The sequence below is a fragment of the Parerythrobacter lutipelagi genome, assembly GCF_005434975.1.
Taxonomy (GTDB): Bacteria; Pseudomonadota; Alphaproteobacteria; order Sphingomonadales; family Sphingomonadaceae; genus Parerythrobacter_A; species Parerythrobacter_A lutipelagi.
In genome coordinates, this window is sequence record NZ_SKCJ01000001.1 from 1,490,314 (window position 1) to 1,502,628 (window position 12,315).

At 62.9% G+C, this 12,315-nt stretch carries 11 protein-coding genes; 6 read left to right on the forward strand and 5 right to left on the reverse strand.

Features of this window, described 5'->3' with window-relative positions; genetic code table 11:
- Positions 1 to 7: 7 nt before the first annotated feature.
- Positions 8 to 1,537 (reverse strand): sensor histidine kinase, encoded by a 1,530-nt coding sequence (locus E0502_RS07360; protein WP_137677247.1) that lies wholly within the window; start codon positions 1,535 to 1,537, stop codon positions 8 to 10.
- Positions 1,538 to 1,678: 141 nt separating this feature from the next.
- Between E0502_RS07360 and E0502_RS07365 the strand changes: the two genes are divergently transcribed.
- The 6 genes from E0502_RS07365 to E0502_RS07390 all read left to right on the forward strand — a co-directional run bounded on the left by E0502_RS07365 (position 1,679) and on the right by E0502_RS07390 (position 7,496).
- Entirely contained in the window at positions 1,679 to 2,848 is a 1,170-nt protein-coding gene (locus E0502_RS07365) for an isovaleryl-CoA dehydrogenase (protein ID WP_137677248.1), read from the forward strand.
- A 13-nt stretch (positions 2,849 to 2,861) separates the two neighbouring features.
- Positions 2,862 to 3,710, forward strand: coding sequence for a polyamine aminopropyltransferase (locus tag E0502_RS07370; RefSeq protein ID WP_137677249.1), 849 nt, complete (start codon positions 2,862 to 2,864; stop codon positions 3,708 to 3,710).
- Positions 3,711 to 5,318 (forward strand): carboxyl transferase domain-containing protein, encoded by a 1,608-nt coding sequence (locus E0502_RS07375; RefSeq protein ID WP_137677250.1) that lies wholly within the window; start codon positions 3,711 to 3,713, stop codon positions 5,316 to 5,318.
- A gap of 59 nt (positions 5,319 to 5,377) precedes the next feature.
- A complete protein-coding gene (locus E0502_RS07380; protein WP_137677251.1) occupies positions 5,378 to 6,004 on the forward strand; it encodes a lysophospholipid acyltransferase family protein in 627 nt (208 codons plus the stop codon).
- On the forward strand, positions 5,997 to 6,797 hold the full coding sequence (locus tag E0502_RS07385) for a DUF1295 domain-containing protein (RefSeq protein WP_137677252.1): 801 nt from the start codon (positions 5,997 to 5,999) through the stop codon (positions 6,795 to 6,797). The genes E0502_RS07380 and E0502_RS07385 overlap by 8 nt, the downstream gene beginning before the upstream one ends.
- A 69-nt stretch (positions 6,798 to 6,866) precedes the next feature.
- Entirely contained in the window at positions 6,867 to 7,496 is a 630-nt protein-coding gene (locus tag E0502_RS07390) for a hypothetical protein (protein WP_240048904.1), read from the forward strand.
- On the opposite strand, the gene E0502_RS07395 is transcribed toward E0502_RS07390, so the two are convergent.
- The 4 genes from E0502_RS07395 to E0502_RS07410 are packed head-to-tail and all read right to left on the reverse strand — an operon-like array spanning position 7,493 to position 12,308.
- Positions 7,493 to 9,235 carry a bifunctional metallophosphatase/5'-nucleotidase gene (locus E0502_RS07395; protein ID WP_137677254.1) on the reverse strand — a complete coding sequence of 581 codons (1,743 nt, stop codon included), beginning with the start codon at positions 9,233 to 9,235 and terminating at the stop codon, positions 7,493 to 7,495. The two genes, E0502_RS07390 and E0502_RS07395, sit on opposite strands and share 4 nt — an antisense overlap.
- A gap of 43 nt (positions 9,236 to 9,278) precedes the next feature.
- Complete coding sequence (locus E0502_RS07400; RefSeq protein ID WP_476704102.1) at positions 9,279 to 10,472, reverse strand: BaiN/RdsA family NAD(P)/FAD-dependent oxidoreductase; 1,194 nt, start codon at positions 10,470 to 10,472, stop codon at positions 9,279 to 9,281.
- A complete protein-coding gene (locus E0502_RS07405) occupies positions 10,463 to 11,227 on the reverse strand; it encodes a M50 family metallopeptidase (RefSeq protein WP_137677256.1) in 765 nt (254 codons plus the stop codon). The genes E0502_RS07400 and E0502_RS07405 overlap by 10 nt, the downstream gene beginning before the upstream one ends.
- A 4-nt stretch (positions 11,228 to 11,231) precedes the next feature.
- A complete protein-coding gene (locus tag E0502_RS07410) occupies positions 11,232 to 12,308 on the reverse strand; it encodes an AI-2E family transporter (protein ID WP_137677257.1) in 1,077 nt (358 codons plus the stop codon).
- Between the last annotated feature and the right edge of the window lie 7 nt (positions 12,309 to 12,315).

Below are 12,315 nucleotides of genomic sequence, written 5' to 3' on the forward strand. Positions count from 1 at the left end.
AAAGGGGTCAGGTGGAAATCGCCTCGATCGGTGCGCTCAATTCCACAACGACACCGTCCTGCGTCCAGCGGCGCTTGATCGTTCCGCCCAGTTGCCCCTCGACAGACATCCGCAGCAGCCGGGATCCGAACCCCTCGGGCGCACCCGGCTTTGGCGCAGGGCCGCCGCGTTCGCGCCAGACTGCAGAAACCTTGCCTTCCTCCTCGTCGACCCCGATCACAACATCTATCGTGCCCTGGGCAGACGAGAGCGCGCCATATTTGGCGGAATTGGTCGCGAGTTCGTGAAACACCAGCGCCATGGGTGTGGCGGCACTTGCGCCGACCCTGCATTTGTCCCCGGAGATGGTAATGTGTCCGATTTCCTTGAGGCGATAGGGTTCCATCAATTCCTTGATCAGGCCGGCAAGATTGTCGCTCTTGCGTCCGTCGAGCGGCCGCACGTAATCATGTGCGCGGCCAAGCGCAGCAATCGCCGCTGTAAGGTTGTCGGTGAATGGCTTCACTTCCGGCAAGTTGCGTGCGTGGAGCGACACCAGACTGGAAACAACCGCGAAGATATTCTTGATCCGGTGGGACAATTCGCGTGCCAGCAGGTCGCGCTGTTCGGAGACTTTGCGCGAAACATCGATGTCGGTCACGGTGCCAAACCAGCGTTCAATCTCTCCGGCCGGGTCGCGCAACGGATGCGCGCGGCTCAGGACCCAGCGCCATTCGCCCGATGTGTGCATCATCCGGTATTCGGCGTCGAACGCTATGCCTTCGCCCGCGCACCGGTACCACAGGTCCATCGCTGCTGCTTCATCATCCGGGTGCACCAGTTGCCGCCATCCTTCGGCATTCTTCGGCCCGTCTATGCCGGTGAACAGTTTCCATCGCGCGTTGTAGAAATCGAAATTGCCCTCCGCGTCGCACGACCACGCGAGGTCGGGCATGTTGTCGGCCAGCATCCGCAATTGCTTTTCGCTATTATGCAGCAGGCCCTGGGCTTCCAGTGCATCGCGCCGGTTGCGCAGGCGGCGCATTACAGCAGCGGCCAGCGTCCTGAGCCCGGCGATTTGCAAATCATCGAGGCCTTCGGGTCGCGGTTCGGTATCGATCACGCATAGCGAGCCGAGCGGCGCGCCTTCGTCGCTGACCAGCGGCGCCCCGGCATAGAACCGGATGCCGGGGCCTTTAGTGACCAACGGATTGTCGGCAAAGCGCGGGTCCTGCGTGGCGTCGCGCACCACCATTGGCTCGGGATGAAGCATGGCATGTGCGCAGAACGAGGTTGATCGCGGTGTTTCGCGTTCTTTCAAACCCTCGCGTGAGAGAAACCGCTGGCGTTCTTTTTCGACCAGTGAAACCAGCGCAATCGGTGCGCCGCACAATTGTGCCGCGAACCGGGTAATCCCGGCCAGTTCCTCGTCGTCTTCAAGCGCGTCGAGACCGTAGCTTTCCAGAACGAAAGCGCGCGAGGCTTCATCACAGAATTCCTGCGACGGGGCTTTCCCCGCCGGCCATGGGAGAGTGGTGGGGTTGCGACCGGGTTTCACGCGCAGCAAAATAGACGGTTCGCCAGCGATTTCATAGGCTTTTGTCAAAGACCTTAATCCGTGTGTGATTCAACAACATACGCAATTTGCGGCCCGCCCCGCACCCCGCTATGCGCAACGGAAAGAAGAACAGGAGCAATCATGCGCGCGACCCCAGAGTTCGATTTCCAGCTTGGCGAAAGTGCGGAGATGATCCGCGAAAGCGTCGGCCGTTTCGCCGACGAGCAGATCATTCCGCTGGCAGACAGGATCGACCGTGAAGACTGGTTTCCGAAGGACGATTTGTGGCGCCAGATGGGCGAGCTCGGCCTGCACGGCCTGACGGTCGATGAAGAGGATGGCGGGCTCGGCCTCGGCTATCTCGAACATGTCATCGCGGTCGAGGAAGTCAGCCGCGCCTCCGCTTCGCTAGGGCTTTCCTACGGCGCGCATTCCAACCTCTGCGTCAACCAGATCCGCCGCTGGGGCAATCCGGAGCAGAAGGCGAAATACTTGCCGGGGCTGATCAGCGGCGAACATGTCGGCTCGCTCGCCATGTCGGAAGCGGGCGCCGGTTCGGACGTGGTTTCAATGAAGCTGAAGGCCGACGCGGTAGATGGCGGATACCGCCTAAACGGGACCAAGTTCTGGATCACCAACGCGACCTGCGCGGACACGCTGGTGGTTTATGCCAAGACCGATGGTTCGGCCGGATCGCGCGGCATCACCGCTTTCCTGATCGAGCGGGGCGATGAAGGGTTCTCCATCGGGCAGAAGATCGAGAAGATGGGGATGCGCGGCAGCCCCACGGCGGAACTGGTGTTCGACGATTGCTTCGTGCCGGAAGACCGGGTGATGGGACCGCTCAACGGCGGCGTCGGCGTGCTGATGAGCGGGCTCGATTACGAGCGCGTGGTCCTCGCCGGATTGCAGCTCGGCATTATGCAGGCCTGCCTCGACACAGTCATCCCTTACCTGCGTGAGCGCAAGCAATTCGGCAAACCGATCGGCAGCTTCCAGCTGATGCAGGCCAAGGTGGCGGACATGTATGTCGCGCTGCAATCGGCCCGCGCTTACACCTATGCCGTGGCCAAGGCGTGCGACGCCGACCAGACGACCCGGTTCGACGCGGCGGGCTGCATCCTGCTCGCCAGCGAGAATGCCTTCCGGGTAGCCGGCGAAGCGGTCCAGGCGCTGGGCGGCGCGGGCTATACGCTTGACTGGCCGGTCGAACGTTATCTGCGGGACGCAAAGCTGCTCGACATCGGCGCGGGCACCAACGAAATCAGGCGGATGCTGATCGGCCGCGAACTGATCGGGGCGGCGGGGTGACAGGACCTCGGCGATGACCGGTCAGATCGGCGGTACGCCTGATCCCCGCGCGGGTGTGCCTGATATCGGCGGGGTCGATATCGACAGCCTGCCGCGCTTTGCGGGGGATTCGCTGGAGGAATATTACACTCCGATGATGTCGGGCGCGTGGGCGCTCAACCGGCTGCCGTTTTCGGTCTGCGCGGGATACTGGAGCGGGCTGCAGCAAGTCTACCGCATGCCGCTGCTGACGCGGCGGCAGAATGTGTGGATGTCGCTCAGTCCGATGGAAATCGAGAGCCAGCAGATCGGGGTCGATGCCGCGTGCGGGCATGTCGTGATTTACGGACTGGGGATGGGCTGGGCAGCAGCGGTCAGCGCGCTGCGCCCGGAAGTCGAGCGGGTCACTGTGGTCGAGCTCGACGAAGATGTGATCGCCATGCACGAGAAGCTCGACCTGTTCGCTCGGCTGCCGGATGGAGCGGGCGACAAGGTGACAATCGTTCACTCCGATGCGCTGGAATGGAAGCCGGACGGCAAGGTCGATTTGCTGATGCCCGACATCTGGCTCGATATGGTCAGCTGGGAGCGCGCCGAGGAAGTGCGCGAGATGCAGGACAATGTCGGCGCGGAGGCAGTCTATTTCTGGGGTCAGGAGCTGGAGATTGCGCGGCACCTGGCGAAAGACGGAACGTCGATCGACGATGCGGGCATTTCCGGTTTTGCGCGGAAATTCGATCTGCCGTTGATCGGCCCCGGCACGCAGGACTACGCCGCGCGAACCCGCGCAGCGGCGAAACAATGGATCAAAGGTCGCTGGCTCGACGGCACAGACGTGCCAGACGACTTGCGCAGCGAGGCTGACGATCTACAGGATGATTGAATGACCGCACCTGTTCTCACTTCGACACTCGACCGCGAGGCTCCTGATGCCAAGGCGCGGTTCGAGCACAACAAGGCGCTCGCCGATGACCTGCGCGCAGCGGTAGCCGAGGCTGCGCTGGGCGGGCCGGAAAAGCACCGCGATCGGCATGTGTCGCGCGGCAAACTGCTGCCACGCGACCGCGTCGAGCGGTTGCTCGATCCGGGCTCGCCGTTCCTCGAGGTCGGCCAGCTGGCCGCCAACGGGATGTATGAAGGCGATGTGTCGGGCGCGTCGATGATTTGCGGCATCGGGCGCGTCTCTGGCCGCCAGTGCATGATCGTGTGCAACGATCCGACGGTGAAGGGCGGCTCCTACTACCCGATGACCGTCAAGAAGCACTTGCGCGCGCAGGAAATCGCGCAGGAAAACCGCTTGCCGTGCATCTACCTGGTCGACAGCGGCGGGGCGAACCTGCCCTATCAGGCAGAAGTCTTCCCCGATCGCGACCATTTCGGGCGCATCTTCTTCAATCAGGCGAACATGTCTGCGCTGGGCATCCCGCAGATCGCCTGCGTGATGGGAAGCTGCACCGCAGGCGGGGCCTATGTGCCCGCCATGTCCGACGAGACGGTGATTGTGCGCGAACAGGGCACGATTTTCCTCGCCGGTCCGCCGCTGGTGAAGGCGGCAACGGGCGAGGAAATCACCGCCGAGGATCTGGGCGGCGGCGATCTGCACGCGAAGAAATCGGGCGTGGTCGACCATCTGGCGGAGAATGACGAGCATGCGCTGACCATCGTGCGCGACATCGTCAGCCATCTGGGCGCGAACACGGGCGCGGCGAAGGATGTGGAACTGCGCGACCCGCGCCCGCCGAAATTCGACGCGGATGATCTTTACGCGCTGGTGCCGGACGATGTCCGGGCGCCTTATGATGTGCATGAGGTGATCGCGCGGCTGGTCGACGGCAGCGAATTTCATGAATTCAAGGCGCATTACGGCAGCACGCTGGTGTGCGGTTTCGCGCATATCTGGGGCATGCCCGTGGCGATCCTCGCCAACAATGGCGTGCTGTTTTCAGAAAGCGCGCAGAAAGGCGCGCATTTCATCGAGCTGGCCTGCCAGCGCCGCATCCCGCTGCTGTTCCTGCAGAACATTTCCGGCTTCATGGTCGGGGGCAAATACGAAGCGGAAGGCATCGCCAAGCACGGTGCCAAGCTGGTGACCGCGGTTGCCACCGCCACCGTGCCCAAGGTGACCGTGGTGATCGGCGGCAGCTTCGGCGCGGGCAATTACGGCATGTGCGGCCGCGCCTATTCCCCGCGCTTCCTGTTCACCTGGCCTAATGCCCGCATCAGCGTGATGGGCGGCGAACAGGCGGCCAGCGTGCTTGCCACCGTCCACCGCGATGCCGACAAATGGAGCGAGGCCGAGGCCGAGGAATTTAAGGCCCCGATCCGCCAGAAATACGAAGACGAAGGCAATCCCTATTACGCTACCGCCCGCCTGTGGGACGATGGCGTGATCGATCCGGTCCAGACCCGCGACGTGCTCGGCCTCGCCTTTTCTGCCGCGCTTGAAGCCCCGATTCCCGAGCGACCCGCGTTCGGCGTGTTCAGGATGTAAACCTGAAACCTTCTCGCAATCCGTTGCGTAGCTGCTAGGGGCATCGACAGGGAGAGACCATGGCTGAAGACCACACGCGGAAGCCCACGCTTCTGTCGCGCCTCGTGCGGCGGATTATCATGGCGATTTATCGCTGGAAGGGCTGGAAGCTCGACGGCCACCTGCCCGATCTCGACAAGTTCGTTATCGCCGGCGCGCCGCATAGCTCCAATTGGGATTTCGTGTTCTTTATCGGTGCAACCGCCGAAGAGGGGGTCGAACCCAGTTTCATGGGCAAGCACACGCTGTTCAAGGGCATCATGCGCAATTTCATGTTCGACATGGGCGGCATCTCGGTCGACCGGACCAAGCGTGCCAATGTGACGCAGCAGGTCGCGGCCGAATTTGAGCGGCGCGAGAAGCTGGCGCTGGTCATCGCGGCAGAGGGAACGCGCAGTTCGAACGGCGAATGGAAATCGGGTTTCTACCATATAGCGCAGGCGGCACAGGTGCCGGTCGTGCCCGCATGGGTATGCAACGCGCGCCGCGTACTTGGCTTCGGCCCGCCGATCTACACCACGGGCAATTACGGCGAAGACCTGCTCAAAATCGCGCAGTTCATGCGCTCCAAACTGCCCGATTACGAGCGTTACAAAGTGCTGGAGGCACAGGCGCTAAGGCTGATTGAAGAGGCGAAACATGCTTGATGCTCTGCTGACCAATGCGGTCATACTTGTCGGGATCGTGCTGATCCTGTGGGCGATTTCCGTCCAGATCGACGACGTGTCGTTCATCGACAGTTTCTGGGGCGCCGGGATGGGGATCATGGCGATCACCAGCTTCATGCAAGTGGGCGAGCCCGGTCTGGTCGCTGCTATCCTGCTGGCGATGACCACGGCCTGGGGCTTCCGGCTTGGCATCCACCTGTTGCGCCGCTGGTGGCGCGAAGGCGAGGACCAGCGATACAAGCGGATGATGCGCAAGGCGCGCGAGAAAGGCCGCTGGGCGTTTGCTTTGTCGGCGCTGTTCAAGATCTGGCTCGGGCAAGCGCTGCTCTTGTTCCTCGTATCCAGCCCGGCGCAGGTCGGCATCCTCGCATCGGGCGACAGCGATGCGATCGGCCCGCTGGCATGGGCCGGGATTGCGCTGTTCCTCGTCGGGATTTTCTTCGAATGGGTCGGCGACTGGCAGTTGGCGCAGTTCAAGGCAGACCCGTCGAACGAAGGCAAGATCCTCAACACCGGGCTGTGGCGCTACACCCGCCATCCGAATTATTTCGGCGATGCGTGCGCGTGGTGGGGCATCTGGCTGGTTGTTGCGTCGGTCGGCTGGGACTGGGCGCTCTATACTGTAGCGGGGCCGATCTTCCTGACCTTCACGCTGACCAAATGGTCGGGCGCGGCGCTGCTCGAATCGGGCATGAAGAAGAAACGCGGCGACAAATATTCCGAATATATCGAGCGCACTTCGGCCTTCTTTCCGTGGCCGCCGAAGAATTGAGCGATCGGCCTTTTAACCGGCCGAACCATTCCCTAAATTGCAGCGACAGGCGATGAGGGACCAATTGCGGTGAGCGAAGAGGAACTGGACCAGGAACGCCACAAGGTGGTGCGCGCCGCCATGGACGCGATGGAACGCCGCGGCGAAGAACTCACCCGTTCGAAGCTTGTCGCCGAACTGGGCATCGCACGGGTCCGCCTCGACACGCTGTTCCCCGACGACAACGCGCTCTTCGATGCGGTGGTCGCAGAATGGTTCGCACCCAAGCTGGCCGTGATGGACGAGGTCATGGCGAGCGATTTGCCCGTCCGCCGCAAGGTGTACGAATTTTTCGCCCGGCGCTTTATCCTGCTGCGGGACAATTTCCGCGCGGACCCCGCAGCGTTCCGGCTTTATATCGAGATGGGCGAACAGCATTTCGAGCGCGCGCGCAGCTTTATCGATCTGGCCGATCACTATCTGTGTGAACTGATCGCCGAGGCGCAGGTGGAGGGGTATTTCCCCGATCTGGCGATCAATGATGCGCTGTCGCTGATCAACCAGATCGTGAACTGCTATATCCAGCCCTATCACATCGCCATGCTGGAAGACCGGCTGAGCGAAGACAAGCTCGCGCGGATTATCGATACGCTATTCGAAGGCCTGTCCGGCACCGACCGGGGGGCCAAGGGCGTATCCGGGCTGCGGGCCGCGAGTTAGTCGGTCAATTCCGTAACCCGGCCCGTTGCCGGTAATTGCCGCACGTCCACGGCGCGCAAATATTCTTCCATCGCGTCGAGATCGATTGCGCCGACTGTCACATCGGTGCCCTGCTCGAACACCGTGAAACTGTCGCCTCCCGCAGCGAGGAAACTGTTCATCGTCACGCGGTAGGTCCGGGCGGGATCGATCGGCTCTGCGTCCAGCGCCGCGGATACCAGCCGCTGCCCGGCGGGGCGGCGCAGATCATAGGTCATTGCAAACCCTTCGGACGGGCTGAATGTCTGGACGAAGCCTTCATCGTCGAACTGCTGTTCGAGCAAAGCGAGCAATTGTGCGCCGGTGAAAGTCTTCGTCACCAGCGTGTTGCCGAACGGCTGGACCGCGTAGATGTCGCCGTAACTGATCGCGCCGTCGGCATCCGGGATCAGTGCAGTGCGCACGCCCGAATTGTTCATGAAAGCGATCTGCGCCCCGGCATCGCGCGTGCCGAACAATTGCGCATCGGCGATCAGATTGCCGAGCGGGGTTTCCTCGGTCGCCGGGCCGGGATCGGGTGCCGGGCCGGAAATCCGGCCGACCGGACGTTCCGCCGCTTCGCGCGATGCATCGGCATAGCGTGCAACATAGGCCGCGACTTCGCGGTCGGCCCGCCAGAAGATCGGGGTAGGTTCGCCCGGCATGGCTGCCGGGTTCACGCTCTGAACGACGATGTTGTCGGCTGCGATTACGCGCGCATCACCAGCGGCGGGATCGACTTCGAGCAGGATGTCGGTCAGCATCGAGCCACCATATCCTGCGCTCGTCACCCAGAAACGGCGCTCGGGATCGATATCGGTGAAATCACACACATAGGCGCGGTGGGTGTGACCTGAGATTACGAGATCGACCCGCGGATCGACCTGCTTGAGAATTTCGATCAGCGGGCCCGATACGCCGCCGCAACTTTTATCGTTGTAGCCGACTTCGGTGTAGAGGCCTTGGTGGATCGAGACCACGATGGCGTCCGCGCCCTGGCTCGCCAGTTCTTCCACCGCCTGATTGATGGTCGCCGCCTCGTCTTCAAAACTGAGGCCCGCAACACCGCTCGGTGTCACCAGCGTGGGCGTTTCCTTCAGCGTCAGCCCGATCACGCCGACCGAAACCCGGGCGGCACCTTCGCCGAATGTGCGCAGGCCATAGGCCGGGAACAGTGTTTCGCCATCGGGCTGGATCACATTGGCGGCGAGGAAGGCGAAGTCTGCGCCGGTGTATTGTTCGACCGCGCAGGGCGTGCGCAGGGTGTTCTGTTCGCAGCCGCCGTTCTGGATGCGCTTGAGTTCTTTCCACCCGCGGTCGAATTCGTGATTGCCCACCGCGTTGAAATCGAGCCCGATCCGGTTCATCGCGCCGATCGCCGGTTCGTCAAGGAAGATCGAGGAGATCAGCGGGCTGCCGCCGATCAGATCGCCTGCCGCGATGACCAGCGAATGCTCGTTCTTCGCGCGGGTTTCAGCGACCGCGCTGGCCAGATAGGCCGCGCCTGCGGCGTATACTTCGCGCTCGGTCCCGTCGTTCTCGACCAGGCGGATCCGGCGTGCGATCGGCTGGAGATTGCCGTGAAAATCGTTGAGCCCCACGATCCGCACCGGCACCGGCTGTGCGGCTTGCTGCGGCTGTGCGGCCTGCTGTGGCTGGGGGACAGTGGCACAGGCGGCAAGCGCGAGCGTGGCGGAGGCGGTCAGGATACGGCGGATCATGGTGCATTCGATGCGCTGCGAATGCGGCAATGTAAAGACAGCGCTATAGCGCCTGTGCGCAAGCATGGCCGCTCGCCCATGCCCATTGGAAATTGTACCCGCCGAGCCAGCCGGTCACATCGACGGCTTCGCCGATCACGTAGAGGCCGGGGGATTTTTTCGCTTCCATCGTTTGTGAAGACAATTCGGCGGTGCTGATGCCGCCGGCCGTGACCTCCGCCTTGGCATATCCCTCGCTGCCGTTGGGCCGGAAAGTCCATTGGCGCAGCCGTTCTTCGGCCTCGCGCAATGCCTTGTCGGAGAGATTGCCCAGATCGCCATCCAGCCCGAGCCGGTCGCACAGCGTGTCTGCCAGCCGCTGCGGCAGGTCTTCACGCAGCAACGAGCGTACTTGCCCGCGCGGGCTGGTGCGCTTCGCTTCAAGCAGCCAGTCACGCGGCCGTCCGGGCAGAAAATCGACCGCCACCGTTTCGCCGTGACGCCAATAGGAACTGACCTGCAAAATGGCCGGCCCTGAAAGCCCGCGATGGGTAAACAGCGCGGCTTCGTGGAATGCCGCCTTTCCCGCGGCAGCCTTCACATCGGCTGCCACGCCGGACAGCTCGCGGAACAGCACATCTTCCCCGCCCAGCGTCAGCGGCACCAGCGCAGGACGCGGCTCGACGATCTTGAGGCCGAACAGGCGGGCCAGATCATAGGCGTAACCGGTTGCGCCCATTTTCGGGATCGACGGCCCGCCGGTGGCGATCACGAGATTGTGCGCCCCGTGCATCTGGCCATTGGCGCTCACGAGATAGGCGCCATCGCGGTGCTCGACTTCGCCAATGTCCTGCCCGGTGAGGATCGTCACATCGCCGCCCTTGCTTTCGGCGGCGTCGCATTCAGCGAGCAGCATATCGACCACTTGCTGCGCGCTGCCGTCGCAGAACAGCTGGCCCAGTGTCTTTTCGTGCCAGGCGATGGCGTGGCTTTCGATCAGATCGAGAAAGTCGCGCGGCGTGTATCGTGCCAGAGCGGATTTCGCGAAATGGGGGTTGGCGGAAAGGTAATTGCCCGGCCCGGCACCGATGTTGGTGAAATTGCACCGCCCGCCGCCGGAGATGAGGATCTTTCTGCCCACCCGGTCGGCCTTTTCCAGCACCAGCACCCGCTTGCCGCGCTGACCTGCGATGGCGGCGCAGAACAGGCCCGCAGCTCCGCCGCCCAAAATTATTGCGTCGAATGTGCTCAAAGCCACTGGCCGATGTTGCGAGGCGGCATACGGGGTGGGCCGCCTTCTTCCGCCAGTGCGCGTTTCAGGCTCCACCCGATCATCGCGCCGGAGATCAGGATGATGATCACGGCCCAGAACCAGTGCGGCAGCCACAAGGCGGCTTCCATCGCTCCGGTATCGGACAGCATCGGTTCTCCGCCGAGCACGATGTTTTCCGTGAACAGGTAATCCCAGTCCCGGAACATGCTCAGAGCGGCGAGCACGCCGAGGAACTGGAGCGAGAATCGCAGCATCCAGTCGCGCCCGAACAGCGCGATCACCACCATCACAGCGCCGACTATCGGCAGGACCACCAACCCGACCGGGCTGCGCACCCAGATCGCCACCGACAGCGCGATAACGGCGGCCAGACCATATAGGGCCGGACGCCAGAAGCGGTGATTGCCGGTGGCGAGAATCAATCCGCTGCCGGCGATGCTGGGGCCAAGCGGCCCCCCCATGGCGATCAGCGCGCTGGACAGGGCGGACGGGTCCTGCGCGCCGCTCGATTGCGCAAAGCCTGATCCGTCGGGGTAAATCACCAGCTCTTCGAAAGTCAGACCCATGAGCAGGGCAGTCAGGCCGTGTCCCATTTCATGGAACCAGGTTGTCAGGATGGTGAACGGGTAGAGCAGATAGCCGACGACCGGGAGGCCAGGTCCGCTGGTGACGATCACTGCAGCGATCAACAGCATGCCGACCTGCTGTTGCTGGGTCTGCGGGCGGGGGCTCCAGCTCAAGGTGTCAGTCAGCCGCCGGCTTGTTCGCCGGTGCGCGCTGCTCGCGGTAAATCGCCCATCCGGCGAGGAACAGCCCGGCGGCCAGTGGCCCCAGCACGATGCCCGAGAGGCCAATCAGCGCAATCCCGCCGAGTGTCGTGATCAGGATCATCCAGTCGGGAATTCCGGTGTCGCGCCCGACCAGCAGCGGGCGCAGCACATTGTCCGCCATGCCGATCAGAGCGACGCCGGAGACGATGACGACAACGCCTTGCCAGATTTCTCCGGTCGCCAGCAGATAAACCGCCGCCGGGACCCAGATCAGCGCCGGTCCCAGAGCGGGGATCAGCGAAGCAATCGCCATCAGCAGGCCGAGCAGCAGCGCGGAAGGGACGCCGACGATCCAGAAAGTGATCGCACCCAATGCGCCCTGGACCAGGCCGACGACGACCGAGCCCTTGATGGTTGCGCGAACGATGCCGAGAAATTTCTCTGTCAGCCGTTCGGCGATGCTGCGTTCCAGCGGAACCGATGCCATCACGCTTTCGCCGATCGCCTTGCCGTCGCGCAGGAGGAAATAGGTAACGTAGATGCCGACCCCGAAGGCCAGCACAAAGCCGAACACGCTGCCGCCGATCGACAGCGCCTGTTGCGCAATCAGCCCGACCGATTCCTCGGCGAATTCCTGCGCCCGGTCGCGCACTTCGCCGAGGTTTCCGAACCCGGAATCATCGAGCGATGTCTGCACATTGCCGGGTAAAGCAGCCATGATTGTCGCGAACCAGTCGGTCACATCGATCCGCCCTTCGCGAAATGCGATGACGACACCGATCGCCTGATCGATGATCGCGCTGCCGATCAGGAAAGACGGCAGGATCACTGCGAATGTGATCACCAGCAGCGTCGCGATGGCGGCGCGGTTGGCGCCGAAATAGCGCTGCTTCAGGAACCACTGGTTGAGCGGCTGGAACATGATCGCCGCGAGCGTCGCCCACAGCAGCGGAGCCGCAAACGGCCACGAAATATACAGCAGTGCAATAGTGGCGAGAGCGAGGAACAGGAAGAAACCGCGGCGTTCGATCCGTGCCTGGTCGATATTCATCGCGGGT